At 73.3% G+C, this 26,155-nt stretch carries 26 protein-coding genes; 18 read left to right on the forward strand and 8 right to left on the reverse strand.

Annotated elements, in window-relative coordinates:
• Positions 1–146: 146 nt before the first annotated feature.
• Positions 147–1,109: a COX15/CtaA family protein gene (locus AB0D32_RS30510; RefSeq protein ID WP_357097619.1), complete on the reverse strand. Its 963-nt coding sequence runs from the start codon at positions 1,107–1,109 to the stop codon at positions 147–149.
• A gap of 98 nt (positions 1,110–1,207) precedes the next feature.
• Between AB0D32_RS30510 and AB0D32_RS30515 the strand changes: the two genes are divergently transcribed.
• From AB0D32_RS30515 to AB0D32_RS30550, 8 genes are all read left to right on the forward strand, one after another.
• The gene (locus AB0D32_RS30515; RefSeq protein WP_357097621.1) at positions 1,208–1,963 is read left to right on the forward strand and encodes a transcriptional regulator; all 756 of its coding nucleotides are present in this window, start codon (positions 1,208–1,210) and stop codon (positions 1,961–1,963) included.
• Positions 1,960–3,390, forward strand: coding sequence for a Fe-S cluster assembly protein SufB (gene sufB / locus AB0D32_RS30520; RefSeq protein WP_357097623.1), 1,431 nt, complete (start codon positions 1,960–1,962; stop codon positions 3,388–3,390). Before AB0D32_RS30515 ends, sufB begins: the two co-directional genes overlap by 4 nt.
• Before the next feature lie 94 nt (positions 3,391–3,484).
• Positions 3,485–4,627, forward strand: coding sequence for a Fe-S cluster assembly protein SufD (gene sufD, locus AB0D32_RS30525; RefSeq protein ID WP_357097625.1), 1,143 nt, complete (start codon positions 3,485–3,487; stop codon positions 4,625–4,627).
• Positions 4,627–4,971: a non-heme iron oxygenase ferredoxin subunit gene (locus AB0D32_RS30530; RefSeq protein WP_357097627.1), complete on the forward strand. Its 345-nt coding sequence runs from the start codon at positions 4,627–4,629 to the stop codon at positions 4,969–4,971. Before sufD ends, AB0D32_RS30530 begins: the two co-directional genes overlap by 1 nt.
• A complete protein-coding gene (gene sufC / locus AB0D32_RS30535; RefSeq protein ID WP_357097629.1) occupies positions 4,971–5,744 on the forward strand; it encodes a Fe-S cluster assembly ATPase SufC in 774 nt (257 codons plus the stop codon). The genes AB0D32_RS30530 and sufC overlap by 1 nt, the downstream gene beginning before the upstream one ends.
• Before the next feature lie 31 nt (positions 5,745–5,775).
• Positions 5,776–7,080, forward strand: coding sequence for a cysteine desulfurase (locus tag AB0D32_RS30540; RefSeq protein WP_357097631.1), 1,305 nt, complete (start codon positions 5,776–5,778; stop codon positions 7,078–7,080).
• 42 nt (positions 7,081–7,122) lie between these two features.
• Positions 7,123–7,599, forward strand: a complete 477-nt coding sequence (sufU, locus tag AB0D32_RS30545; protein ID WP_357097634.1) for a Fe-S cluster assembly sulfur transfer protein SufU — start codon at positions 7,123–7,125, stop codon at positions 7,597–7,599.
• On the forward strand, positions 7,596–8,030 hold the full coding sequence (locus tag AB0D32_RS30550) for a metal-sulfur cluster assembly factor (protein WP_357097636.1): 435 nt from the start codon (positions 7,596–7,598) through the stop codon (positions 8,028–8,030). Before sufU ends, AB0D32_RS30550 begins: the two co-directional genes overlap by 4 nt.
• A gap of 78 nt (positions 8,031–8,108) precedes the next feature.
• On the opposite strand, the gene AB0D32_RS30555 is transcribed toward AB0D32_RS30550, so the two are convergent.
• Complete coding sequence (locus AB0D32_RS30555; RefSeq protein WP_357097639.1) at positions 8,109–8,843, reverse strand: glyoxalase; 735 nt, start codon at positions 8,841–8,843, stop codon at positions 8,109–8,111.
• Between the two features lie 286 nt (positions 8,844–9,129).
• On the opposite strand from AB0D32_RS30555, the gene AB0D32_RS30560 reads away from it, so the two are divergent.
• Entirely contained in the window at positions 9,130–9,756 is a 627-nt protein-coding gene (locus AB0D32_RS30560) for a LysE family transporter (RefSeq protein WP_357097641.1), read from the forward strand.
• Between the two features lie 22 nt (positions 9,757–9,778).
• Here AB0D32_RS30560 and AB0D32_RS30565 read toward each other — a convergent pair whose 3' ends face one another.
• A complete protein-coding gene (locus tag AB0D32_RS30565) occupies positions 9,779–10,759 on the reverse strand; it encodes a DsbA family protein (protein ID WP_357097643.1) in 981 nt (326 codons plus the stop codon).
• 57 nt (positions 10,760–10,816) lie between these two features.
• Here AB0D32_RS30565 and AB0D32_RS30570 point away from each other — a divergent pair, with 57 nt between their 5' ends.
• The 4 genes from AB0D32_RS30570 to AB0D32_RS30585 all read left to right on the forward strand — a co-directional run bounded on the left by AB0D32_RS30570 (position 10,817) and on the right by AB0D32_RS30585 (position 14,883).
• Positions 10,817–11,374, forward strand: a complete 558-nt coding sequence (locus AB0D32_RS30570; protein ID WP_357097645.1) for a TetR/AcrR family transcriptional regulator — start codon at positions 10,817–10,819, stop codon at positions 11,372–11,374.
• A 36-nt stretch (positions 11,375–11,410) separates the two neighbouring features.
• Complete coding sequence (locus AB0D32_RS30575) at positions 11,411–12,064, forward strand: acVLRF1 family peptidyl-tRNA hydrolase (RefSeq protein WP_357097647.1); 654 nt, start codon at positions 11,411–11,413, stop codon at positions 12,062–12,064.
• A gap of 96 nt (positions 12,065–12,160) precedes the next feature.
• Entirely contained in the window at positions 12,161–13,558 is a 1,398-nt protein-coding gene (locus AB0D32_RS30580; protein ID WP_357097649.1) for a helix-turn-helix transcriptional regulator, read from the forward strand.
• Positions 13,555–14,883, forward strand: a complete 1,329-nt coding sequence (locus AB0D32_RS30585; protein ID WP_357097652.1) for a helix-turn-helix transcriptional regulator — start codon at positions 13,555–13,557, stop codon at positions 14,881–14,883. Before AB0D32_RS30580 ends, AB0D32_RS30585 begins: the two co-directional genes overlap by 4 nt.
• Positions 14,884–15,011: 128 nt before the next feature.
• Here the strand turns inward: AB0D32_RS30585 and AB0D32_RS30590 are convergent, their stop codons facing one another.
• On the reverse strand, positions 15,012–15,854 hold the full coding sequence (locus AB0D32_RS30590) for a carbohydrate-binding protein (RefSeq protein ID WP_357097654.1): 843 nt from the start codon (positions 15,852–15,854) through the stop codon (positions 15,012–15,014).
• Positions 15,855–15,959: 105 nt separating this feature from the next.
• Positions 15,960–16,940: a helix-turn-helix domain-containing protein gene (locus tag AB0D32_RS30595; protein WP_357097656.1), complete on the reverse strand. Its 981-nt coding sequence runs from the start codon at positions 16,938–16,940 to the stop codon at positions 15,960–15,962.
• A 215-nt stretch (positions 16,941–17,155) separates the two neighbouring features.
• Here AB0D32_RS30595 and AB0D32_RS30600 point away from each other — a divergent pair, with 215 nt between their 5' ends.
• Positions 17,156–18,493: a carbohydrate-binding protein gene (locus tag AB0D32_RS30600; RefSeq protein WP_357097658.1), complete on the forward strand. Its 1,338-nt coding sequence runs from the start codon at positions 17,156–17,158 to the stop codon at positions 18,491–18,493.
• Between the two features lie 99 nt (positions 18,494–18,592).
• Here AB0D32_RS30600 and AB0D32_RS30605 read toward each other — a convergent pair whose 3' ends face one another.
• Positions 18,593–19,510 carry a neutral zinc metallopeptidase gene (locus AB0D32_RS30605; protein WP_357097702.1) on the reverse strand — a complete coding sequence of 306 codons (918 nt, stop codon included), beginning with the start codon at positions 19,508–19,510 and terminating at the stop codon, positions 18,593–18,595.
• A 244-nt stretch (positions 19,511–19,754) separates the two neighbouring features.
• Between AB0D32_RS30605 and AB0D32_RS30610 the strand changes: the two genes are divergently transcribed.
• The 4 genes from AB0D32_RS30610 (at position 19,755) to AB0D32_RS30625 (ending at position 24,696) form a co-directional block, all read left to right on the forward strand.
• Positions 19,755–21,359, forward strand: coding sequence for an ABC-F family ATP-binding cassette domain-containing protein (locus AB0D32_RS30610; protein WP_357097660.1), 1,605 nt, complete (start codon positions 19,755–19,757; stop codon positions 21,357–21,359).
• A gap of 203 nt (positions 21,360–21,562) precedes the next feature.
• The gene (locus tag AB0D32_RS30615; RefSeq protein ID WP_007462679.1) at positions 21,563–21,790 is read left to right on the forward strand and encodes a helix-turn-helix domain-containing protein; all 228 of its coding nucleotides are present in this window, start codon (positions 21,563–21,565) and stop codon (positions 21,788–21,790) included.
• 46 nt (positions 21,791–21,836) lie between these two features.
• Positions 21,837–22,604 carry an enoyl-CoA hydratase/isomerase family protein gene (locus AB0D32_RS30620; RefSeq protein ID WP_357097663.1) on the forward strand — a complete coding sequence of 256 codons (768 nt, stop codon included), beginning with the start codon at positions 21,837–21,839 and terminating at the stop codon, positions 22,602–22,604.
• Between the two features lie 112 nt (positions 22,605–22,716).
• On the forward strand, positions 22,717–24,696 hold the full coding sequence (locus AB0D32_RS30625; protein WP_357097704.1) for an ABC transporter ATP-binding protein: 1,980 nt from the start codon (positions 22,717–22,719) through the stop codon (positions 24,694–24,696).
• A gap of 4 nt (positions 24,697–24,700) precedes the next feature.
• Here AB0D32_RS30625 and mug read toward each other — a convergent pair whose 3' ends face one another.
• Positions 24,701–25,327: a G/U mismatch-specific DNA glycosylase gene (gene mug, locus AB0D32_RS30630; protein WP_357097665.1), complete on the reverse strand. Its 627-nt coding sequence runs from the start codon at positions 25,325–25,327 to the stop codon at positions 24,701–24,703.
• On the reverse strand, positions 25,327–26,094 hold the full coding sequence (locus AB0D32_RS30635; RefSeq protein ID WP_357097667.1) for an SDR family oxidoreductase: 768 nt from the start codon (positions 26,092–26,094) through the stop codon (positions 25,327–25,329). The genes mug and AB0D32_RS30635 overlap by 1 nt, the downstream gene beginning before the upstream one ends.
• Between the last annotated feature and the right edge of the window lie 61 nt (positions 26,095–26,155).

Here is a 26,155-nt window from a genome sequence, read left to right on the forward strand (position 1 = left end):
TCCCGCCGCGTCCCCGTTGCCCCGCCCCGGGCGATTCACCGGCCGAGCTGGCGGGGCGGCGCCGCCGCCGGGCGCCCCCCCCGCCCCCCCGCGCCGACGGCCACGAGGGCCGTCCCGCTGCGCCCGCTCGGGGCGGAGTCGTTCCGTCAGGCGGCGACGGGGACGGCCCGGTCGGCGGGCTGCGGGGTCGGGGCCGGCCCGACCGGGTGGCGTTCGCGGGTCGACCACTGGACCGAGAGGGTGGCCAGCAGGACCAGGCAGGAGCCCAGCATGTGTGCGCCCACCAGTAGCGCCGGCAGGTTCGTGAAGTACTGCACGAAGCCGATCAGACCCTGGCCCAGCTCGACCGCGACCAGCACCACCGCGGCCCGGGCAGCCCGCTGCGCGCCGACCGCGCGGAAGGCGAAGACCAGCGCGACGGACAGGCCGATCAGCAGAAAGACGCTGTCGGCATGCACCTGGGAGATCGTCTCCGGGTCGAGCCCGTTGCGGGCGGCGCCGTGGTCGCCGGCGTGCGGGCCGCTGCCGGTCACCCAGGTGCCGATCACCAGCACGGCCGCGCTGACGACGGTGGTGAGCGCGGCCAGGGTCCGCAGCGGGGCGGGCACGACGGCCACCGCCGGACCCGCCGGGTCCTTGACCCGCCGCCACAGCGCGTACGCGGCGGCGATCACCAGCATCGAGGCGAGGAAGTGCAGGCCGACCACCCACGGGTTGAGGTTGGTGAGCACGGTGATGCCGCCGACGATCGCCTGGGCCGGGATGCCGAAGAGCACGGCGACCGCGAGTGGGACCAGTTCCCGGCGCCGGGGGCGGTGCAGCAGCACGGCCACCAGCACCGCCAGCGCGATGATGCCGACCGCGAAGGTGAGCAGGCGGTTGCCGAACTCGATCGCCCCGTTGATGCCCATCTCGGCGGTCGCCACGTACGACTCGTCGGTGCACCGGGGCCAGGTGGGGCAGCCGAGGCCCGAACTCGTGAGCCGGACGGCCCCGCCGGTGACGACGATGCCCACGTTCGCGATGATCGAGGCGAGCGCGAGACGGCGCAGCAGGGCGGTGGAGACCGGGAACCGGACGGATCGCATCACGGCGCAAATCCTACGCACCGTAGTTGAGCACGATCGGGTGACTCCGCCCGTGCGGTGGTTCGGATCACCGGGGCCCGGGTTTGCGGGCCCCGGGCGAATTACGTAACGTTGGCGTTGTGAAAAACGCGGCGGCGCTCTCCGGGCTCCAGCCGGTGGCCGCCCCGGCCGCCGGCCGGTCCGCGTCCGTCGCGGATCTCTCCACCCGTGACCGGGTCACCCAGCTCTTGCTGGAACGGGGTGCGACCACCGCCGCGCAGCTCGGCTCGGCGCTCGGGCTCAGCCCGGCCGCGATCCGCCGGCACCTCGACGCGATGCTCGCCGACGGTGACGTGCTCGCCCGCGAGCAGACCGTCCGCGGCCACCGTGGCCGGGGCCGGCCGGCGAAGGTGTTCGTGCTGACCGACGCGGCCCGGGGCCGCTGCGGCACCCACCACTACGACAACATGGCCACCGCCGCGCTGCGCTGGATCGCCCGGAACGGCGGCTCGCCGGCGGTCGAGGCGTTCGCCGCGGATCAGGTCGCCGCCCTGGAGACCCGCTGCCGGGCCGCCATGGAGGACGCCGGCGACGACCCGCTCGCGCGGGCCGAGGCACTCGCCGGTGCGCTGACCGCCGAGGGTTACGCTGCGAACGCGTCCACGATCGCCTCCGGTGGTCAGCTCTGTCAGCACCACTGCCCGGTGGCCCACGTGGCCGCCGAGTTCCCCCAGCTGTGCGAGGCCGAGACCGCGGTGATCTCCCGCCTGGTCGGCACCCACGTGCAGCGCCTGGCCACCATCGCGCACGGCGACGGGGTGTGCACCACGCACATCCCGGCCCAGCCGGGGCGTCAGTCCGGAAAGACCGTCTCCACTGTGAGGACAGATAGATGACCGAGCAGATCGTCCAGCCCCTGACCCAGGAAGAGCAGCTCGCCGCCCTGGGTCGCTACGAGTACGGCTGGGCCGACCCCGACGTTGCCGGGGCGGTCGCCCAGCGCGGCCTCAACGAGGCGGTGGTGCGGGACATCTCGGCCAAGAAGAGCGAGCCGGCCTGGATGCTCGACCTGCGGCTCAAGGGCCTGCGGCTGTTCGACCGCAAGCCGATGCCGGCCTGGGGCGCCGACCTCACCGGGATCGACTTCGACAACATCAAGTACTTCGTGCGGTCCACGGAGAAGCAGGCCACCAGCTGGGAGGACCTGCCCGAGGACATCAAGAACACCTACGACCGGCTGGGCATCCCCGAGGCGGAGAAGCAGCGGCTGGTCGCCGGTGTCGCGGCGCAGTACGAGTCCGAGGTCGTCTACCACAAGATCCGTGAGGACCTCGAGGAGCAGGGCGTCATCTTCCTCGACACCGACACGGCGCTGCGGGAGCACGAGGACGTCTTCAAGGAGTACTTCGGCACGGTGATCCCGGTCGGCGACAACAAGTTCGCCGCGCTGAACACCTCCGTGTGGTCCGGCGGCTCGTTCATCTACGTGCCGAAGGGCGTGCACGTGGAGATCCCGTTGCAGGCCTACTTCCGGATCAACACCGAGAACATGGGCCAGTTCGAGCGGACGCTGATCATCGTCGACGAGGGCGCGTACGTGCACTACGTCGAGGGCTGCACCGCGCCGCTGTACTCCTCCGACTCGCTGCACAGCGCGGTCGTGGAGATCATCGTCAAGAAGAACGCCCGGTGCCGTTACACGACCATCCAGAACTGGTCGAACAACGTCTACAACCTGGTCACCAAGCGCGCCGTGTGCCACGAGGGCGCGACCATGGAGTGGGTCGACGGCAACATCGGCTCCAAGGTCACCATGAAGTACCCGGCGGTCTACATGACCGGCGAGCACGCCAAGGGCGAGGTGCTCTCGGTGGCCATGGCCGGCGAGGGCCAGCACCAGGACGCGGGCGCCAAGATGGTGCACGCCGCGCCGCACACCAGCAGCACCATCATCTCCAAGTCGATCGCCCGGGGCGGTGGCCGCACGTCGTACCGCGGCCTGGTGCAGGTGCTGGAGGGTTCGCACAGCAGCCGGAGCACGGTCAAGTGCGACGCCCTGCTGGTCGACACCATCTCCCGCTCGGACACCTACCCGTACGTCGACATCCGCGAGGACGACGTGTCGATGGGGCACGAGGCCACCGTCTCCAAGATCAGCGACGACCAGCTCTTCTACCTGATGAGCCGGGGCCTGAGCGAGGACGAGGCGATGGCGATGATCGTGCGCGGCTTCATCGAGCCGATCGCCAAGGAGCTCCCGATGGAGTACGCCCTGGAGCTCAACCGCCTGATCGAGCTCCAGATGGAGGGCGCGGTCGGCTGACCCCGCCCGGTCCTCGCGCGGCCCGGACCGTCGCGCCGCGTCGCGACCAGCCCGACCGACCCTCCGACCAATCGCAGAACAGACCAAGGAAGAGATGACTACCCAGGCTTCCGCGCCGCCCAGCACCAAGTCGCAGGCGCTCCGCTCGTACGACGTCGCCGACTTCCCGGCCCTCACCGGCCTGGAGGAGGAGTGGCGCTTCACCCCGCTCAAGCGGCTGCGCGGGCTGGTCGGTGCGGCGCAGGCCCCCACCGGCACGGTCCGCCACGAGTACGGCGACCTGCCCGAGGGCGTCAGCGTCGGGCGGATCGACTCCGACGACCCGCGGGTGGGCAGCGTGCTCACCCCGATCGACCGGGTCAGCGCGCTGGCCCACGGCGGGGCCGGGCAGGCGCTGCTGGTCCAGGTGGATCCCTCGACGGTGGTGGCGGCGCCGGTCAGCCTGAAGGTGGCCGGCGACGGCGCCGAGGGCGTGGCCTTCGGGCACACCTTCGTCGAGATCGGCCGGTTCGCCGAGGCGACCCTGGTGCTGGAGCACGTCGGCTCGGCCACGCTGGCCGACAACGTCGAGGTGGCGGTGGCCGACGGGGCGAAGCTGACCCTGGTCACCGTCGCCGGGTGGGACGCCGACGCGGTGCAGGCCCAGCACCTGAAGATCAGGCTGGGCCGGGACGCCAGGGTGGTGCACGTCCAGGTTTCCCTCGGCGGCGACCTGGTCCGGCAGTACACCTCGGTGGAGTACACCGAACGGGGCGGCGAGGCCGAGCTGTACGGCCTCTACTTCGCCGACTCCGGGCAGCACCTGGAGCACCGCCAGCTGGTCGACCACACCGTGCCGGACTGCCGCAGCTACGTCGGCTACCGCGGCGCCCTGCAGGGCGAGAGCGCGCGCACCGTCTGGGTGGGTGACGTGCTGATCCGTGCCGAGGCGACCGGCACCGACACGTACGAGATCAACCGGAACCTGCTGCTGACCGACGGCGCGCGGGCGGACTCCGTACCCAACCTGGAGATCGAGACCGGCGAGATCGCCGGCGCCGGGCACGCGAGCGCGACCGGCCGCTTCGACGACGAGCAGCTGTTCTACCTGATGGCCCGGGGCATCCCGGAGGCCGAGGCGCGGCGTCTGGTGGTCCGTGGTTTCTTCGCCGAGCTGATCAACAAGATCCCGGTCGAGTCGTTGCGCGAGCGGCTGGAGGACGCCATCGAGGCCCGGCTCGCCAAGGCGGGCGCCTGATGATCCGGCTCTGCTCCGCCGAGGACGTGCCGAAGGGCAGCGTGGTCAGCGCGGACGTCGACGGCACCCCGATCGCGCTGGTGCACGGCGAGGACGGCGCCTTCTACGCCATCTACGACGAGTGCTCGCACGCCGCGGTCGCCCTCTCCGAGGGGGAGGTCGAGGGCTGCACGCTGGAATGCTGGCTGCACGGATCCCGTTTCGACCTGAGGACCGGCGAGCCGACCGGGCTGCCCGCCACCGAACCCGTTCCCGTCTATCCCGTCGAAGTCCGCGACGGCGACATCTACCTTCCCGTGGGCGACGACGGCCGCCCGACGCCGAGCAATGGAGTGACCCGATAATGAGCACCCTGGAGATCCGCGACCTGAAGGTGTCGGTCAAGCTGCCCGAGGGTGAGCTCAAGCCGATCCTGGCCGGTGTCGACCTGACCGTGCGGTCGGGGGAGACCCACGCGATCATGGGCCCGAACGGCTCGGGCAAGTCCACCCTGGCCTACTCGATCGCCGGCCACCCCAAGTACGAGATCACCGGCGGCACGGTGACCCTCGACGGCGAGGACGTGCTGGCCCTCTCCGTCGACGAGCGGGCCCGCGCCGGCCTCTTCCTGGCCATGCAGTACCCGGTCGAGGTCCCCGGCGTCTCGGTGGCGAACTTCCTGCGTACCGCCAAGACCGCCATCGACGGCGAGGCGCCCAAGCTGCGCACCTGGGGTGGCGAGCTGCGCGGGGCCATGGAGCGCCTCCAGATGGACCCGGCGTTCGCCCAGCGCAACGTCAACGAGGGCTTCTCCGGCGGCGAGAAGAAGCGGCACGAGATCGTGCAGCTGGAGCTGCTCAAGCCGAAGATCGCCATCCTCGACGAGACCGACTCCGGCCTCGACGTGGACGCGCTGCGGGTGGTCAGCGAGGGCGTGAACCGGGTCCGCGACACCGGCGACACGGGGATGCTGCTGATCACCCACTACACCCGGATCCTGCGCTACATCAAGCCGGACTTCGTGCACGTCTTCGTCGCCGGCCGGATCGTCGAGCAGGGCGGCCCGGAGCTCGCCGACAAGCTCGAGGCGGAGGGCTACGAGCGGTACGCCGCCGGGGCCGGCGCGGCGCGGGCCTGAGTCCTCTCGGAGAATGGGTGGGCCGGTCTACATGACTTCCATCGCGATCCCGTCGGGGATGCCGCAGTACGACGACGAGCCGCGTTTCGACGTGGCGAAGGTGCGCGCCGACTTCCCGATCCTCGACCGGGAGGTCAACGGACACCGGCTGGTCTACCTCGACAGCGCCAACACCTCGCACAAGCCGCGGCAGGTGCTCGACGTGCTCGGCGAGCACTACGCGATGCACAACGCCAACGTGTCCCGCTCGGTGCACACCCTGGGCACCGAGGCCACCGAGGCGTACGAGGGCGCGCGGGCGAAGATCGCCGCGTTCATCAACGCGCCGAGCGTGGACGAGGTGGTGTTCACCAAGAACTCCACCGAGGCGATCAACATCGTGGCGTACGCGTTCTCCAACGCGTCGCTGCGGCCCGACGCCGACGAGAGGTTCCGGCTCGGCCCCGGTGACGAGGTGGTGATCTCCGAGATGGAGCACCACTCGAACATCGTCCCGTGGCAGCTGCTCTGCGAGCGCACCGGCGCGACCCTGCGCTGGTTCCCGGTCACCGACCAGGGGCGCCTGGACGAGTCGGGGCTGGAGGACCTGGTCACCGAGCGGACGAAGATCGTCTCGCTGGTGCACATGTCCAACATCCTCGGCACGGTCAACGCCACCGCGCGGATCACCGCGCGGGTCCGCGAGGTGGGGGCGCTGCTGCTGCTCGACTGCTCCCAGTCGGTGCCGCACATGCCGATGGACGTGGTCGACCACGACGCCGACTTCATCGTCTTCACCGGGCACAAGATGTGCGGCCCCACCGGCATCGGCGTGCTCTGGGGCCGGGGTGAGCTGCTGGCCGCGATGCCGCCGGTGCTGGGCGGCGGTTCGATGATCGAGACGGTCACCATGGCCCGGTCGACGTTCGCCGCGCCGCCGGCCCGGTTCGAGGCGGGCACCCCGCCGATCGCCGAGGCGGTCGCGCTCGGCGCGGCCGTCGACTACCTAACCGGCATCGGGATGCGGGCCGTCCAGTGGCACGAGAAGGAGCTGACGGCGTACGCGCTCGACGCCCTCGCCACCGTGCCCGGCCTGCGGATCTTCGGGCCGACCGTGCCGGTGGGCCGGGGCGGGACGATCTCGTTCGCGCTCGGCGACATCCACCCGCACGACGTCGGGCAGGTGCTCGACTCGCTCGGCGTGCAGGTGCGCGTCGGCCACCACTGCGCCAAGCCGGTGTGCACCCGGTACGGCGTGCCGGCCATGACGCGGGCCTCGTTCTACCTCTACACCACCACCGAGGAGATCGACGCCCTGGTGACGGGCCTGGAGCAGGTGCGGAAGGTGTTCGAGTGAGCGGCGACGCAGGAGCCCGCGGATCGACGGGAGTTCAGCCCGATGCAGCTTGAATCTCTTTACCAGGAGATCATCCTGGACCACTACAAGCACCCGCACGGTCGCGGCCTGCGCGACGCGGACGCCACGGGCGCCCGGGTCGCCGAGGCGCACCACGTCAACCCGACCTGCGGTGACGAGGTCACCGTCAGGGTGGCGACCGACGGCGACGTGCTGCAGGACGTCTCGTACGACGGGCAGGGCTGCTCGATCAGCCAGGCGTCGGCGAGCGTGCTGCACGAGCTGCTGGTGGGCCGGGGCGCGGGCGACGCGTTCCGGGTGCACGAGGCGTTCGTCGAGTTGATGTCCGGCCGTGGCCAGGTCACGCCGGACGAGGACGTGCTCGGTGACGGGGTCGCGTTCGCGGGCGTCGCCCGCTACCCCGCCCGGGTCAAGTGCGCGCTGTTGCCGTGGATGGCGTTCAAGGACGCCGCGGCACGCGCCGGCGTGGGCGTGAGCCCGACGGAGGTTGAGGCATGAGTAGCGAGGACACCGCCACCGCGGCGACCCCGGCGACCGAGGGCGAAACCGCCCCGGCCGCTGCCGCCGCCGCGCCGGCCGAGAACGGTACGCCGGCGGCCCGGGGCAAGGCCGCCGTCGCCGACATCGAGGAGGCGATGAAGGACGTCGTCGACCCCGAGCTGGGCATCAACGTGGTCGACCTCGGCCTGGTGTACGGCGTGCACGTCGGCGACGACAACGTGGCCACCCTGGACATGACGCTGACCTCGGCGGCGTGCCCGCTGACCGACGTGATCGAGGACCAGGCCCGGCAGGCGCTGACCACCGGCCCGGGCGGCGGCCTGGTCGACGACATGCGGATCAACTGGGTGTGGCTCCCGCCGTGGGGGCCGGACAAGATCACCGACGAGGGGCGCGACCAGCTCCGTTCCCTCGGCTTCAACGTCTGACCGGACGAACCCGGTCCACCGTCGAGCGCGCCGCCCACACCTCGGGTGGCGCGCTCGACGCGTCCCCGTGGAGCTGGCTCAGGGCAGCCAGGGCGCGAGGACGGCGGGGTCGGCGACGGAACGTCGTACCCGGTCACGCTCCGGCGCGCTCAACGGGAGCGGCTGGAGGCGGGGCCCCCACTCGGACACCCGCTCCGGCTCGTCCAGCGCGACCGACAGCTCGATCAGCGCGGCCAGTGCCAGCGCCTGCTCGACGGCCGGCGCGGTCTCGCCGTGCCGGCGCAGCCCGGAGTTGAGTGCCCGCCAGGCGGCCCGGTCGTCGTCCTTGAACTCCCGCAGGATCCGGGCGTTGTCGAGGACACGGGCCAGCCCCCGCAACCGTTTCGAGCCGCCGTACTCCAGCTCCGTCGGCTCGTCCCGCTGGATGAAGATGATCGTGTTTCCCGACGGATCGACGACGGTGAACCGTGAGGCGCCGGGCCGGTAGCGGGTCATCCGGGGCTGCCCCTTGGCGAGGACCTTGCCGTACGTGCGGCGCATCGCCTCGCTGAACGCCGCGTGGTAGGGCGCGACCGCGTCGACCATCACCAGGCAACCACCGGTGTTCTCGGCCGACGGGTCCGCGGCGCTCGGCGCGCCGCCGTAGTGCAGGTCGAACCCGCTCCAGCGGAAGGCCAGGTACAGGTACGGCTTCGTCTGCTCGTAGGTCACCTGAAAGTCGAGCGCCCGCCAGAAGGCAAGGGTCTCCTCCGCGGACACGCAGTGCAGCAGCGGCACGGTGGTCTCGTTGGGCTGGATGTGCTCCTCGGTCATCGTGACCTCACTCCTGGCAGGGGCCGGGACAGGCGGGCCATTGTGCCAGCGCCCGGCTCGCGACGCACATGCCGCAAGATCCACTCGACGCCGGGTTCCCGACGATCGGGACGTCGGCGACAGCGACCCGGTCACTGGCGGGAAACCCGGTGGACCGGCGCGGGCGGGTGGCCCACGATGACCGCATGATCGAGACGTACCCGTTGCAGGTCCCCGTCCGTGCGGCCACCGCCGCGCGTCGACAGCGGACCATGCCGGCGTCCGTCCCGACCTACCGCCCGCCGTCGTGACGGCCTCGTTCCTGGCCGGCCTGGTCGCCGGCTACGGCGTGGCGATACCGGTCGGCGCCATCGCGATCCTCATTCTCGGGCTGACCGCCCGTACGTCGTTCCGGGTCGGTGCCGCCGCCGCTCTCGGAGTGGCCGTGGCCGACGGGCTCTACGCCGCCGTGGCCGCCCTCGGTGGGGCCGCCGTCGCCGGGCTGATCGCCCCGGTCGCCGGGCCGTTGCGGCTGGCCGCCGCAGGCGTGCTGCTCGTCCTCGCCGGCCATGGCCTCTGGCGGGCCCTGCGTCCCCGCGCCGCGACGGGGGCTGCTGGCGAACGCCGGGGCCTGGACACCCCGACCCGGGCCTTCGCCGGCGTGCTCGCGCTGACCCTGCTCAACCCGGCCACGGTCGTCTACTTCGCCGCACTGGTGATCGGCCGGCAGCGCGACGCGGACCCGGGTGCGGCCGACGCACTGCTCTTCGTGGCCGGGGCCTTCGTCGCGTCGGCCAGTTGGCAGTTGCTGATCGCCGGCGGGGGCAGCCTCGTCGGTCGGGCGCTGACCGGGCCCCGCGGGCGACGTGTCACCGCGCTGGTCTCCAGCGGCCTCATCGCGGCGCTCGCGATCGCCATGGTGCTGCCGCGATGAGGCCTGTCGTCGGTGCGCCGGTTCAGGCGGCGTAGTGGGGGGACATGGCTGCCGCCAGGCGCAGGTGGGGGGCGGCGCGCCGGGCGTCGCCCTGCCGCTGGAGCGTGCGTCCGAGCAACAACCGCGCGTACGAGTCGTCCGGCGCCGCCGTCACGAGCGGCTCGAGGACCCGCAGGGCCCGGTTGAGCTGGGCGGAGTGGAAGTACGCCCGCGCGGCGAGCAGTTGCGTGCCGCGATCGTCGCCGTGGCTGTCGAGCAGGGGCTGGAGCAGGGTGAGGGCGCCCAGGGGATCGCCGAGATCCAGCAGCGCCTCGGCGTGGCGGAACCGTTCGACCTCCTCGGGCAGTTGCCGCGGGCTGAGTCGTGCTGCCCCGGACAGGAAGGCGTGGATCACCTCCGGGGGCTGCGCCCCGCGCAGTGCCTCGCCGTTCGCCACGAACGTCGGGGAGGTCGCCACACCTGCGGCCCGGCCCCGCAGCAGGAGTTCCCGCACGGCGGCGTCACCTCCGCCGTCGGCGAGCAGTCCGCTGCCCTCGGGGAACCCCGCGCTCCGGGCGACGTCGTCCAGCACCGCCGGGAGGCTGATGTCCCGCGCGTCGACGAAGTGGGCCCTCATGACCTCTTCGGCCACCGCGCCCTGTAGTCGCGTACCGCCGGCCTCGTGGGCGAGGGCGATGAGCCGGTGGGCATCGTGGCTGCTGGCCCGCCAGCCTGCCCCCCAGCGGGGACCGAGGCCTTCGGCCGCCGCGATGCGGGAGACCCGCTCCCGGTTCTTGCCGGGCGTGAGCTCCGGCGCGCACTGCTGGAGCGCGGCGTCCACCATCGGGTCGCGCAGCGCCTCCGCCAGCGGTTCGGCCGGGACGGGGGCGGAGGGGTCGATCCGGAACGGCCGCCAGACGATGTCGACCGGCTCGCCCGTCCAGGATGCCAGTGCCCGCTCCAGCCGCCGCTTGCCGATGTACGCCCACGCGCAGACGACGTCGGCCCAGAGCTCGATTCGCATGGCCGACAAGTTACACGACGTGTGTCGTTTAAGCGACGCGTGTCGTATAGTGGCTCCGTGAGATCCTCCGACCCCCGTGCGCGGCGGACCCGGGCCCGACTGCGGGCGGCGGTCCTCGAACTGGCCGCCGAGCGGGAGCTGGGCGCCATCACGATCGCCGAGGTCGCCAAGCGGGCCGGGGTCAACCGCGCGACCACCTACCTCCACTTTCCTGACCTGGACGCACTGGTGGCGGACGCGATGGACGAGGCGGTTACCCAGGTGGCGCGTGCCGCGGCGCTCTGTCCGCTGGACGCGCCGCGCGACGAGGTGCCGCAGCCGCTCCGTGACCTCTTCGACGACGTCGCCGCCAACGCGGTCCTCTACCGTCGGATGCTGTCCCCGCACGGCAGTGCCCGCTTCGCCGCAGGGCTGCGGGACCGGCTCGCCGCGGAGCTGCGGCGCAGTTTCGAGGCGCGGGCCCGCCCCCCGCACCTGCACGACGTGCCGGTGGACGTCCACGCCGCCTACCTCGCCGGCGCCCTCACCGGCGTCATCGCGAGCTGGACGGCCGCGCAGGCCCCGGCAGACGCGGCGCAGACAGCGCTGGCGACCTGGCGGTTGCTCCGTGGCTGAGCCGTTCGACGTTGCGACACCACAAGGGAGGTTGCCGTGGCCGGCAGACCGGCAGTAGGCGGCGGTCGATGGGTCGAGGTGGCACCGGGCCGGGTCGCCCGGTGGGTCGAGGGCTTCGCCGACCGGCACGGCCCGCCCACCATCACCGTCCAGGCGTACGGGCTGCTGCTCGCCGCCCCGGACGGCGCGACCGCCGCGCTGCACACCCCGCCCGGCGCGCCGGCCACCTCGGACGTGCCCGGCTTCGTGGCCGCCGCGACCACCCCGCGCCGGATCGGCCTGCTGCTCGCCCGCAAGGGCGCGGTGGCGGTGGGCGTCGCGGCGGGGGAGAAGCTGGTGGTCTCCAAGGTGGACACCAGCTACGTGCAGGGACGTACCGCCGCCGGGGGCTGGTCCCAGCAGCGCTTCGCCCGGCGGCGCGACAACCAGGCGAAGGCGGCATTGGGCGACGCGGCCGATCTCGCCGTACGGCTGCTGCTGCCGGAGGTGCCGTCCCTGAGCGCGCTGGTCTGCGGCGGCGACCGGCGGGCGGTGGACACCGTGCTCGCCGACCGGCGGCTCGCCCCGCTGGCGGCGCTGCGCGCCGACCGGCTGCTGGACGTGCCCGAGCCCCGGCACGCCGTGCTGGTCGGCGCGATCGCGGCGGCCCACACGGTCCGGGTCCTGGTACGCGATCCCGAACCGTCCTGACCCGGGCCACGGCGGCTCTGCGGGGGTGGCGCCGGTCGGGCGCGGCCGCCGGCCGGCGGACGCACTAGGCTGAGCGCGAGGGTGGAGGGAGCCAGGATGGCGGAGACGGCTGCGGCCGACGTCGCCGTGCCCGGTGCCAGAAGCGACGGGCCCCCGCCATCCGCCGACGCCACCGGCGCGCACCGCGACACCGCCCGCGACGACCTGGCCCTGGAGAGTCTGGGCGACCGGATCCGGCGGCTGCGGGTGGCCCGGGGCCTGACCCAGCAGCAGATCGTCGGCTCCCGTTACACCCGGGCGTTCCTGGGTGCCGTGGAGTCCGGCGCCCGGGCGCCCAGCCCCGAGGCGCTGGCCTACTTCGCGGACCGGCTCGGGCTGCCGGTCGACGACCTGCGCTACGGCCGGCCGGCGAACGCTTCGGCTCAGCTCGCCGCCGAGCTGGCGACGGCCCGCCGGGACCTTTCGGCGGGCCGGTTGGACGCCGCCGAGCGGGTGCTGACCGGGACACGCGGCCGGGCGGAGCGCTACCGACTGTCCGAACTGGCCGGCTGGGCGGGCTACCACCTGGCGGAGGCCCACCTGCACCGTGGGCTGACCGAGGAGGCCGCCGCCCGGTACGACGAACTGGCCGACGAGCTGTCCGAAGGGTCCCCGGCGCTGCGCGCGGCGGTGCTGGCCCGGCAGGCGTACTGCCTGCTGGTCACCGGGGACGCGCCGCGGGCGGTGGCGATCCTCGAGGGCGGGCTGCGGGCCCTGCGGGCGGCCCCGCCGGTGGATCCCGACGCCGAGCTGCGGCTGACCAACGCGCTGATGTACACGTTCCTCGAACTGAGCTGGCGCGACCGGGCCCGGCGGTTGGAGCGGGAGGTGACGCCCCTGCTCGCCCGGGTGACCAACGGGGAGTGGGTGGCGCAGTTCCACGCCATCGCCGGGCAGTTGCGCCGCGACGGCGAGCTGGACGAGGCGGACCGGCACCTGCGCGAGGCCGGCCGCGGCTACACCGAGCTGGGGCTCACCCGTGAGGTGGCCCTGTGCCACTGGGCCCGTGGCTACGTGCTGCTGCGGGCCGGGCGGCCGGGGGAGGCGGCGACGGAGTTGCGCCGTGCCCGGGAGATGCTGGGCGCCGTCGGCGCGGTGCTCGACCACGCCGGGGCGACCCTGGAACTGGCCGAGGCGCGCCGGCGGGAGGGCGCCCTGACCGAGGCGGGGGAGCTGGCCGAGGAGGCCGCCCGGGCGGCGGCCGCCAGCGATCATCGGGAGATCATGGCCGAGGCCGACCGGGTACGCGGGCTGGTGCGGGCCGCCCAGGGCGACGGCGACCAGGCACGGCGGCTGCTGCTGCGCGCGGTCGACCGGTACGAGCGGGCCGGGCTGATGGGGGACGTGGTGATCACCTGCCGCCATCTCGCCGAGCTGTTGCTGGCCCGGGCGGAGCGGGCCGAGGCGGCGGCGGTGCTGCGGCGTGGCCTGCGTGCGGCGGAGCGCCTGTCGTGACCGGCCCGGAGCGTGTCGTGGCGGACGGGACGGCGGACGGGCTGGGTGTGCGTCTCCAGCGGCTGCGGGCGGCCCGGGGGTTGACCCAGCGTGCCCTGGCCGAGCCCCGGTACACGGCGGCCTACGTCTCCGCGGTGGAGGGCGGTCGCCGGGTGCCCTCCGCCGACGCCGTCGCCCACTTCGCCGAACGGCTCGGGGTCACGCCGGCGGACCTGACCACCGGCCGTTCGCCGGCCGACGTGGTGCGCCTGCGACTCCGGCTGGTCGGCGCGGACCTGGCCGGGTCCACCGACGAGGCGTCCGCCGTCTGCCGGGAGGTGGCCGTGGCCGCCGCCGAGCTGGACGACCGAGTCCTGGAGGCACGTGCCCGGCTCGGCCTGGCCGGGGTCGCGTTGCACAGCGACGATTCTGCCGCCGCGTCGGCCGAGGTGGACCGGGCGGAGGCGCTGCTGGCCGGGGCGGCCGGGCACGTCCGGGCCGAGGCGGCGGCCGGCCGCGCCGCGGTGGTGTACCACGCGGGCGATCCCCGGTACGCCCGCTACCTGCTCACCGAGGCGCGGGACGCGCTGACGCGGGACGGATTTCCGGACCCGTCGACGCTGCTGACCCTGCACGCGGAGCTGGCGCTCTGCCACGTCGCGCTCGGCGAGGAGGAGGCGGCCGCGGAGGCCGCCGGGCAGGCCCTGGCCCTGGCGGTGCTGGCCGAGCCGGCCCGGGTGGCCCATCTGCACCTGACCGTCGCGGGCTCGTTGCTCGCCTCGGGACGGACGGCGGAGGCCGCCGTCGCCGCGGAACAGGCCCGTCAGGCGGCCCGGCAGGTCGCCATGAGGGTGCAGTTGGCGTGCTGCCACCGGGCCCGGGGCCAGGGGCGGCGGGCGGCCGGCGACCTGGCCGGCGCACTCGCCGACCTGGCGACGGCACACACCGCGCTGGCGGATACCGGGCACCCGACGCTGGCCCTGGAGATCGGGGTGGAGTTGGCCGAGGTCTACCACGCGCTGGGCCAGCCGGAGCGTGCGGAGGCGCTGCTGTGCGACGCCACCGACCTGGGCGACGACGCGGTGCTGGCCCGCGCGAACCGGGTACGCGGCCTGCTGCGGGACGATGCCGGCGACCGGCCCGGCGCGGAGCGGCACCTGCGGGCGGCGGCCGACGGCTACCGGGCGGCCGGGCGGCGCCGGGAGCTGGCGGCGGTGGTGCTGCTGCTGGCGCAGCGGTTGGACCAGTGGGGGAGGCCCGGGGACGCGCTCGACCTGCTCCGCGACGGGCTGCACCAGGTGGAGCGGCTCGGTGAACGGGTCGCCGCGCTCCGCGCCGCGCGCTGAGCCCCGGGCGGACGTGCGACCGGATCTGCCGTGGGCCGTCGGCCCGCGCCCTCGTCGCGTACGTGGACGACCGGTCGCCCGTCCGCCATCCACGGCAGGACGGGCGACCGGTCCGTTATGGTTCCGCCTCAGTCCCGGGCCCAGAGCGCGGGCGCGTTCGGCGGTTCCCAGCCGGTCTGGGCGGTGTGTGTCTGGAGGCAGCGGTATCCGACGTTGCCGTAGGTGACCCGGGCGCCGGCGGAGTAGAGGGTGCCGGCTGCCCAGGTCCCACCGGGTGTGCTGGCGGTCGGGGTGGGCGTGGGTCCCGAGGTCACGTTGAGGACGAAGTCGAAGCTCGCCTCCCGGCCGCCGCTCACCGACCGCACCGCCATCACCAGGGCGGGGTCGAAGATCGGGTCGGTGTTGTTGCGGGGCTCGTTGGGGAAGTACAGCTGGGTGGTGAGCACCGGCCGGTTGGGCGCCTGCGCCTTGACGTGGATGTGCCGCGTACGTCCCGGGTAGAGCCCCGGCACGATCGTGCTGAGCCGGTACGCGCCCGAGGCGTCGGTGAACTGGTGACCGCGCAGGCGGTAGCCGGCGTTGTCGTACCCGCCGTTGGCGTCCGCCTGCCAGAAGTCCAGCAGCACGTTGGGGAGCGGCCGGCAGTCCAGCCCGAACACGTGACCGATGACGGTGAGCCGGGTGCCGACGGTGGTGGACTCGACGAGCGAGGCGCGCCGCGGTGAGTTCGGCTTGAAGTAGGGACCCTCCATCTGCGGCGGCGTCGGGTCGTCGCCGTCGTCGCAGTACGGGGTGAGGGGCGGCGGCGAAGCCGGGTCGCCCGCCGTCGTACCCATCGCCTGTGCGGCCCCGGCGACGAGGAACGGAGCGGGCAGGGCCAGCGCCGCCGCCCTCAGCACGCTCTTGCGTGTCACGCCGCTGTGCGGGCGGGGGTCGTCTGGCTCCTGTACGTCGCTGCCTGCACCGTTCATGACGTTCCTCCTCGTGGGGACGGATGTCCTGGCCCGGCCGGCCCGTGCGGTCCCGGAGACGGGGGCGGGCCGGCGCGGCTGGCGACTCGACGGTATTGACAGGCGTCAGGGTGCGTCGATGTGTGGGAGGGCGGGATCGTGGTGTTTTCCACCGTGTCGCCGGAACGCGCCGGGGGAGTCGCCGGCCTCGCGACGGAAGAAGCGGCAGAAGTACGCGGGGTCGGCGAACCCGAGCCGGTCGGCGATCGTGGCCACGGTGAGGTCGGTACGGGTCAGCAGCCGTTTCGCCTCCAGCACCCGGGCGCGGCGGATCATTCGGGCCGGGGTGGTTCCGGTGGCCAGCGGCACCGCGTCGTTGAGGTGGCGCACCGACACGCCGATCCGGCGGGCGTACGCGCGGGGTGGCTCGCCGACGAGGTCCGGCTCGGCGAGCAGCTCCTCGAAGCGACGGGCTATCGCAGCGGCCCGGTGGTTGCGGGTGCCGGCGTCGGGAGAGGGGCCGGTGGCCGGCTCCGTGGGGCGGGACCTGAGCACCTCGGTGAGCAGGAGGTGCAGGTAGGCCCGCAGGGTGCTTCCCCGGCCCGGTCCGCCCCGGCGGTGCTCGGCGGTCGCCCAGCGCAGCAGGGTGGCGATCCTCCTCGCCTGGGCGGCGTCGCGGGGGCGCCAGGAGCGGTGGCCCGAGCGGTGCAGCGCGTCGCGGTCCGCCGGGAAGGTCAGCAGGAACTCGGCGGCGCAGAGCAGGACGTGTCCCCGTAGGTCGCGCTGGTCGCGCCAGTGGTGCACCTGGCCGGGCGTGACGACGAACAGGTGCGGCGGCCGGACGGGGTGGGTCTCGAGGTCGATGACGTGCGACGCCCGGCCGTGGGTCACGTACACCAGCTCGTAGAAGGTGTGCCGGTGCGGGAAGGCGGCGCGGGACAGCGGGCCGAGCTCGTCGAAGGTGCCGACGGCGAAGGGCACGTCGTCCGGCGCGGGCACCGTCAGGGTGTGCCGGGGCAGCGCTGGCGGAGCGCCGACGACGGCCGGTCGTGATCGGACGGACGGGGTCCGGCGGGCGGCCGGATCGGGCGGGCGCGACGGGGACACGGGCAGCTCCCTGCGCTGACGTGGGCGGACTCTGATTGATCGACACCTGTATTGACGCCGTCAGATGTCTAACCTACGGTGATGGCAACAGAGTTAACAACAATTGTTTTCTCTCTAGTAGCGCACCGGTGAGGCGGCTGTTCCATGGCACTGCGTGCCTGTTCGCACCCGGTCGCTCCGATCCTCCACATTGTCCTGACCGCGAGGAGACCCCCATGCTCCGAAGAACAGCCACCGTGGCGCTGACTACCCTGAGTTCCGCTGCCCTGGTGCTGACCGTGGCCCTGACCGCCCAGGCCAGTGCCGAACCCGCCCCCGCGCCCGCCGCCCCGGCCGCCGCCCCCGACGGGGTGGCCCCCGAGATGTTCGCCGCCCTGCAACGGGACCTGCGGCTGACCCCGGCCCAGGCCCGCGCCCGCCTCGACGTCGACGACCGGGCCGGCCGGGTGCAGCAGGTGCTGCGGGACACCCTCGGCGCCCGCTACGGCGGCACCTGGGTCGCTGACGGTGGCGCCGCCGTCTCGGTCGGCGTCACCAGCGCCGCCGACGCCGAGTCGGTGCGCAACCTCGGCGCGGTCCCGGTGCCGGTGACGCACAGCGAACGTGCCCTGGAAGGGGCGGTCGACCGGCTGAACCGCAAGGCCGCCGCCGCGCCGGCCGCCGTCGTCGGCTGGTACGCCGACCTTCCCGGCAACGCCGTCGTGGTCCTCGCCCGGGACGGCGGCGTGGCCGCGGCCCGGTCCTTCGCCGCCGCCGCCGGGCTGCCGGCCGGTGCGCTGCGCGTCCAGGTCAGCACGGAGACCCCGAAGCCGTACGCCGACGTGATCGGCGGCAACGCCTACTACACCGGCAGCAGCCGCTGCTCGGTCGGGTTCTCGGTGAACGGCGGTTTCGTCACCGCCGGACACTGCGGACGGGTCGGGGCCCGCACCTCGCAGCCGGGCGGCACGGTACGCGGCTCCACGTTCCCCGGCCGGGACTATGCCTGGGTGCAGGTGGACGCCGGTAACACCCCGCGTGGCCTGGTGAACGACTACCGGGGCGGGACCGTGTCGGTGGCGGGCAGCACCGAGGCCGCCGTGGGCGCGGCGGTCTGCCGGTCCGGTTCCACCACCGGGTGGCGCTGCGGCACCATCCAGCAGAAGAACGCCTCGGTGACCTATCCGGAGGGCACCGTGAGCGGGCTCACCCGGAGCAACGCCTGCGCCGAGCCCGGCGACTCCGGCGGTTCGTGGATCTCCGGCGACCAGGCCCAGGGTGTCACCTCGGGTGGCTCCGGCAACTGCAGCACCGGCGGGACCATGTACTTCCAGCCGGTCAACGCGATCCTGGCGGCGTACGGGCTGACCCTGGTCACCGCCGGTGGCCCCGGGCCGACCCCCACGCCCACCTCGACCAGCAACCCGCCGGGTGGCACGTGGCAGGTCGGTACCGCGTACGCCGCCGGGGCGACGGTGACCTACGGCGGCGCGTCCTACCGCTGCCTGCAGGGCCACACCGCGCAGCCGGGTTGGGAGCCGCCCAACGTGCCGGCGCTCTGGCAGCGGGTCTGAAACCCCGCTCCACCGCACGCTACGGGCCCGGTCACCGCAACGGCCGGGCCCGTAGCGTGCCTGCGCGTGGAGGCGGTCAGCGCGCCCGGCCCGCCGCCGTCACAGCGCCCCGCTGAAGGTGTCGCACGACTTCGGGTCGCCGGTGGTGTAGCCCCGGGTGAACCACTCCTTGCGCTGGGCGGAGGAGCCGTGGGTGAACTCGTCCGGGTTCACCGGCCGGTTGGCCCGATCGGAGATGGCGTCGTCACCGATCTTCTCGGCGGTGTCGACGGCCTGCTGGATGTCCTGTTCGCTGATGCTGGTGAAGATCTTCTGGCCGCCGGAGTCGGCGGTGCCGGTGGCGTTCTTCGCCCAGGCGCCGGCGTAACAGTCGGCCTGCAGTTCCAGCTTCACCGAGAGCGCGTTCGCGTTGTCCGGGTCGCGCTGCTGCTGGCGGCGCATCTGGGCCTCGGTGCCGAGCAGGTCCTGCACGTGGTGGCCGTACTCGTGGGCGAGCACGTACGGCTGGGCGAACTCGCCCTCGGCCCCGAGCTGCCGGGCGAGCACCTGGTAGAAGGTGAGGTCGATGTAGACGAGGTCGTCGGCGGGGCAGTAGAACGGGCCGACGCCGGAGTCGGCCTGCCCGCAGGCGGTGTTGACGCCCTGGCTGAAGAAGACCGTCCGGGACGGACGGTACCGCTCGCCGAACGCCTCGGGCAGGGCCTTCTGCCAGTACGCCTGGATGGAGTTGACGTAGAGCGCGTTGCGGCAGTCGAGCTGCTGGAGCGCGTCGTCGGCGGAGCACTTCTGCGCCAGTGACGTGTTGTCGCCCTGCGGCTCGTCGCCGCCGTTGGTGGCCGCGTTCAGGCCGAGGCCGCCGCCGACGAGCGCGACGAGCACGGCGACGACGATGCCGACGATGCCGCCCCGGCCGCCACCGATCGGGATGGGGATGCCGCCCAGGCCGCCGCCCCCGCCGGATCCTCGCCGGTCGTCCACCTGGCTGGTATCGACCCGCGCGTTCTGGTTCAGCTCCATGTCTACCCCGATCACCGTTTGATCCGTTTTGGTGGTTGCGGTACCGGACCGGGTCCGGACGGCGTTCCGGTACCCGATGATCTTGGTCGGTAATCCGGAGAGGAGGCCGGGCGGCGCCCGGTACACTTGGCGCCGTGCTGCTCTGCGAAGGCTGAACCGCCCCGCGCCGACGGGCCTCGTGCTCGCCGGCGCTTTCGCGTGCCCTGAGTCAGCCCTTCCAGACCCCGAGAGCGAGTCCTCCGACATGATCACTGCCACCGGCCTGGAACTGCGCGCCGGCGCCCGGATCCTGCTGTCCGACACCACCCTGCGGGTGCAGCCGGGTGACCGGATCGGCCTGGTCGGCCGCAACGGCGCCGGCAAGACCACCACGCTCAAGGTGCTCGCCGGCGAGGGCCAGCCGTACGCCGGGCAGCTCGATCGGCGCAGCGCCATCGGCTACCTCCCACAGGACCCGCGCACGGGCGACCTGGAGGTCACCGGCCGCGACCGGGTCCTCTCCGCCCGGGGCCTGGACGTGCTGATGGCCCAGATGAAGGAGATCGAGGCCAAGCTCGCCGACGGCGCCGACGACAGGCTGGTCCGTCGCTACGGCGCGCTGGAGGACCAGTTCGCCTCCCTCGGCGGGTACGCGGCCGAGGCCGAGGCCGCCCGGATCTGCGCCAACCTCGGCCTGCCGGACCGGGCGCTCGCCCAGACCATCGGCACGCTCTCCGGCGGTCAGCGCCGCCGCATCGAGCTGGCCCGGATCCTGTTCCGCGACGCGGGCGAGAACGGCGGCGGCATCCTGCTGCTCGACGAGCCGACCAACCACCTCGACGCCGACTCGATCACCTGGCTGCGCAGCTTCCTCGCCAACCACAAGGGCGGCCTGATCGTGATCTCCCACGACGGCTCGCTGCTGGAGTCGGTGGTCAACAAGGTGTGGTTCCTCGACGCCACCCGCTCCGTGGTCGACGTCTACAACCTGGGCTGGAAGGCGTACCTGGAGGCCCGCGAGACCGACGAGCGGCGCCGCCGCCGGGAACGGGCCAACGCCGAGAAGAAGGCCGGCGCGCTGATGGCGCAGGCCGACAAGATGCGGGCCAAGGCCACCAAGACCGTCGCCGCGCAGAACATGGCCCGGCGGGCCGAGAAGCTGATCTCCGGTCTGGAGGAGGTGCGTGTCGCCGACCGGGTGGCGAAGGTGCGCTTCCCGAGCCCGGCCCCGTGCGGCAAGACGCCCCTCACCGCGACCGGCCTGTCGAAGTCGTACGGCTCGCTGGAGATCTTCACCGACGTCAACGTGGCGGTCGACCGGGGCTCCCGGGTCGCCATCCTGGGGCTCAACGGCGCCGGCAAGACCACCCTGCTGCGGATGCTCGGCGGTCTGCTGGAGCCCGACACCGGCGGGGTGCACGCCGGCCACGGCCTGCGGCTCGGCTACTACGCGCAGGAGCACGAGACGCTCGACGTGGACCGGACGGTGCTGGACCACATGCGCAGCGCCGCCATCGAGCAGACCGACACCGACCTGCGCAAGATCCTCGGGGCGTTCCTGTTCTCCGGCGACGACGTCGACAAGCCGGCCGGGGTGCTCTCCGGCGGTGAGAAGACCCGGCTCGCGCTGGCCACCCTGGTCTGCTCCGGGGCGAACGTGCTGCTGCTCGACGAGCCGACGAACAACCTCGACCCGGTCAGCCGGGAACAGGTGCTCGACGCCATCGCCCGCTATCCGGGCGCGATCGTGCTGGTCACCCACGACCCCGGCGCGGTCATGGCGCTCAAGCCCGACCGCGCCATCCTGCTGCCCGACGGCGACGAGGACGCCTGGAGCGACGACCTGCTCGAACTCGTCGAACTCGCCTGACCCGTCCCGGCCCGCCGAAAGGGCAGCGGGCCAGGGCGGGAATCCCATGCTTCAGGCGGGGGAGAAAGGTCAATCTATCGGGAAGCTGACATCGCGTAGCGTGTCGGTTGGCGAAGAGTTGATATCTGGCGCATGATCGTTCGAGACGGTCTAATAGGTGGGACCGTATCCGAACCGCACAGTCTGGGACGTGAGGACACAGCATGGCAGCCACTGGCACAGCCACCAGCACTGAGAAGGGTCGCCGGATCGTCGGAGCCGAGCGTCAGACGCTCGCCAAGGACCTGGTAAAGCGGTACACCTCGGGTGAGAGCATCCGCGCGCTCGCGGCCTCGACCGGCCGTTCGTACGGGTTCATCCACCGGGTGCTCACCGAGTCCGGGGTTCAGCTGCGGCAGCGTGGCGGCGCCCGACGCCGCAAAAAGGCGTGACCCGCCCAGCATCGTCGTCCGTCAGCGCCGCTCCCCGGATCGCTCGGTGACCGCCGAGGCGACCGGGGTCCGGCTGGAATGCGACGGGCCGGTCGCGACGGTCACGTTGTGCCGGCCCGACGTGCTCAACGCGCAGACCCCGGCGATGTGGCGCGCGATGAGCGACTTCTCCCGGGACCTCCCCGGCGACGTACGCGTCGTGGTCCTGCGCGGCGAGGGGCGGGCGTTCTCCGCCGGCCTCGACCTGTCGGTCGCCGGCGCCTCAGGCCCGGGTTCGTTCGCCGAACTGGCCACCATGTCCGAGCAGGAGTGCGCCGACCGGATCGCGGAATACCAGGGCGGCTTCACCTGGCTGCACCGCCCGGACGTCGTGACGATCGCCGCCGTGCAGGGGCACGCGATCGGCGCCGGCTTCCAGTTGGCCCTCGCCTGCGACCTGCGGGTGCTCGCCGAGGACGCGAAGCTCTCCATGGCCGAGGTGACGCTCGGCCTGGTCCCGGATCTCGCCGGCACCGGTCGCCTGGTCGACCTGGTCGGCTACAGCCGCGCGCTGGAGATCTGCGCCACCGGCCGGCGGATGGACGCCGCCGAGGCGGACCGGATCGGCCTGGCCACCCTGGTGGTGCCGAACGCCGACCTGGACGCCGCGGTGCGTGACCTGACCGCCGGGCTGCTGGCCAACAACCGCAACGCGGTGGTGGAGATCAAGGCCCTGCTGGCCGGGGCCACCAACCGGTCCGCCGCCGACCAGCAGCGGGCCGAGCGGGAGGCGCAGACCCGCCGGCTGCGCGACCTCGCCGGCCGGGGAGAGTAGCAGGGACCGTTCGGGAAGATCCGGATCGCGAACGAGGTTGTCAGAGTCGTCGGGAGAATTGACCTGACGGTGCGGTCAACCCGACGACCCGGAGGTGAACGTGTCAGGCTCGATGTCCGGCGGCGGCGTGGCCGGCTGGAGCATGCTCCGGTCGATGCGCAACCGCGACGAGATCTCCACCCACCGCCTCAAGCGCGGGGTCGCCCGCCGGATCGTGGCCTTCGCCCGGCCCTACCGCCGGGACATCGTCGTCTTCCTGGTCACCGTGGTGCTGGCCGCGGTCATCGGCGTCGCCACCCCGGTGCTCGCCGGTGACGTGATCGACACGATCAGCCGGGGTGGCACCGACGCCGGCAGCGTCGTGGTCCGGCTGGCGCTCGTGATCGCCGGGCTCGCGGTGCTCGACGCGCTGCTCTCCCTGGCCCAGCGGTGGTATTCGGCCCGCATCGGCGAGGGCATCATCCTCGACCTGCGCACCCGGGTCTACGACCACGTTCAGCGGATGCCGCTGCAGTTCTTCACCCGCACCCAGACCGGTGCGCTGGTCAGCCGGCTCAACAACGACGTGCTCGGCGCGCAGCGGGCGTTCACCTCGACGCTGTCCGGGGTGGTCAGCAACGTCATCCAGCTCGTGCTCACCGCCGCGGTGATGTTCACCCTCTCCTGGCAGATCACCGCGCTCTCGCTGGTGCTGCTGCCGGTCTTCATCATCCCGGCCCGCCGGGTCGGCAAGCGGCTCGCCGAGATCACCCGCGAGTCGTACAACCTCGACGCCAAGATGAACGCGACGATGACCGAGCGGTTCGGCGTGTCGGGCGCGTTGCTGGTGAAGCTCTTCGGCCAGCCCGAGGTGGAGGCGCGCCGGTTCGCCGCACGGGCCGAGCGGGTCCGCGACATCGGCATCCAGTCCGCGATGTACTCGCGGACCTTCTTCGTGGCGATGCTGCTGGTCGCCTCGCTGGCCCAGGCCCTCACCTACGGCCTCGGCGGCTGGCTCGCGGTAACCGGCAACGTCAGCGCCGGCACCGTGGTGACCCTCGCCCTGCTGCTCACCCGCCTCTACGGCCCGCTGACCGCGCTGTCCAACGTCCGGGTCGACGTGATGAGCGCGCTGGTCTCCTTCGACCGGGTCTTCGAGGTGCTCGACCTGACGCCGACGATCGAGGAGAAGCCCGACGCCGTGCCGGTGCCCCGGGCCAGCGGTCGGGTCGAGTTCCGCGGCGTCCGGTTCCGCTACCCCAGCGCCGCCGAGATCTCGCTCGCCTCCCTGGAGGAGGTCGCCGCGCTCGACCGTACGGTCAACGAGCCCGTGCTCAAGGGCGTCTCGTTCGCGGTCGAGCCGGGGCAGATGGTGGCGCTGGTCGGCCCCTCCGGCGCCGGCAAGTCGACGCTGTCCATGCTGATCTCCCGCATCTACGACGTCACCGACGGGCGGGTGCTGGTCGGCGGGGTCGACGTCCGCGACGCCACGCTCGACTCGCTGCGCGACGAGATCGGCGTGGTCACCCAGGATTCGCACCTGTTCCACGAGACCATCGCCGAGAACCTGCGCTATGCCAAGCCGGGCGCCACCGACGACGAGATCTGGGCGGCCCTGGCCGGGGCGCAGGTCGCCGACCTGGTCCGGTCGCTGCCGGACGGGCTGGACACCCTCGTCGGCGAGCGCGGCTACCGCTTCTCCGGTGGCGAGAAGCAGCGCATCGCCATCGCCCGGCTGCTGCTCAAGGCCCCGTCGATCGTGATCCTCGACGAGGCGACCGCCCACCTCGACTCGGAGAGCGAGGCAGCGGTGCAGCGGGCGCTGTCGGTGGCGCTGACCGGGCGTACCGCGCTGGTGATCGCGCACCGGCTCTCGACGGTCCGCGACGCCGACCAGATCCTGGTGCTCGACGACGGGCGGATCGTCGAGCGGGGGCGGCACGAGGAGTTGGTGGCCGTGGGCGGGCTCTACGCCGAGCTCTACCGCACCCAGTTCGCGGTCGCCGACTCGCCCACCCCGTACGTCGACGCGACCGGCCCCGAGCCGGTGGCCGTGCCGCCGCTTCGGCCCTACCTCGCCGACGAGGCCCTGCCACCCGCCGCGGCCAACTGACTTCTCAGCTCGCGGCGACCGCCGCCCGCAACTCGCCGAACGCGGCCCCGAGCGTCTCGGGCGTGAAGTGCGCGTTCAGGCCGCTGGGGTTGGGCAGCACCCAGAGGCGGGCGCCGGCGAGGGGCTCCGGCTGCGGGCCGAAGGCCGCCTTCGGCCGGGCGAACCCGATCCGGTACGCGGTCACCCCCACCACGGCGACCCACCGGGGGCGGTACCGCTCGACCTTGCCGGCGAGGATCTCCGCCCCCTCGACCAACTCGGCCGCGGTCAGCTCGTCGGCCCGTGCACTGGCCCGCGCGACCATGTTGGTGATGCCCAGGCCGTACCCCGGCAGCCCGTCCTGCTCGCTGGGGTGCAGCAACCGGGGCGTGAACCCGCCCCGGTGCAGTGCGGGCCAGAACCGGTTGCCCGGCCGGGCGAAGTGCCACCCGGTCGCCGCCGACCACAGGCCCGGGTTGATCCCGACGAACAGCACGTCCAGGTCGGGTGCGACGACGTCGGCAATGGTGCGCTCCGCCGCCGCGGCGAGTTCCTCCCGGGTCGGGCGAGGGTGCCGGCCCGCCCCGTCCGCAGCCCGCGCCCGCCCTCCGGCGCGAGCGCCGCGGCCCGGCCCACCGGCGGGCGCGGCCATCAAAGGCCCCGCAGCACGCCGCCGTCGACCGGCACGGTGACGCCGGTCAGGTAGCTGGCGGCGGGGGAGAGCACGAACGCGGCCACCCGGCCGAACTCGGCCGGGGCGCCGATGCGGCGCAGCGGGATGGCCGCCTCGGCCTCCGCCCGGGCCCGCTCGGGGTCGCCGGTGGCGGCGAAGAGCTCCACGTTGCGGTCGGTCATGATCCGCCCGGGCAGCAGACCGACCACCCGCACGCCCCGGGGCCCGTACTCGTCGGCGACGTCCTTGGCCATCCCCGCGAGGCCGGGCCGCAGGGCGTTGGAGATGCCCAGGCCGGGAACCGGGCTGCGGACCGAGGTGGACAGGACCAGCCCGACCGCGCCACCCTCGCCCTCGGCCAGGTGGCCGGCGACGGTACGGACCATGCGGACGGTGCCGAGGAAGACCGTCTCGAAGGAGTGGCGCCACTGCGCGTCGCTGACCGAGGCGGCGTTGCCCGGTGGTGGCCCGCCGACCGAGACCAGTGCCCCGTCCAGCCGTCCGAAGTGTTCCCGGGCCGCCGCCACGAGGCGCTCCGGCGTCTCCGGGTCGGCCAGGTCGGCGGTCAACCCGACGGCCCGCTCCGGCCCGCCGAGGCGCTGCGCGGCGGCGGTCACCGCGTCGGCGTCGCGGGCGGAGAGCACGACGCGGGCGCCGTCGGCGACGAGGCACTCCGCGGTCGCGTAGCCCAGCCCCCGGGAGGCGCCGGTGAGTACGTACACCCGATCGGTCAGTCCGAGATCCATGTTGTCGATCCTGCCGCACCCGGCCGGATCCGCCAGCGGGGCCCTCGGGCCGGCCAGCGTG

This window comes from Micromonospora sp. NPDC048170, from assembly GCF_040652795.1.
In the GTDB taxonomy this organism is placed as follows: Bacteria; Actinomycetota; Actinomycetes; order Mycobacteriales; family Micromonosporaceae; genus Micromonospora.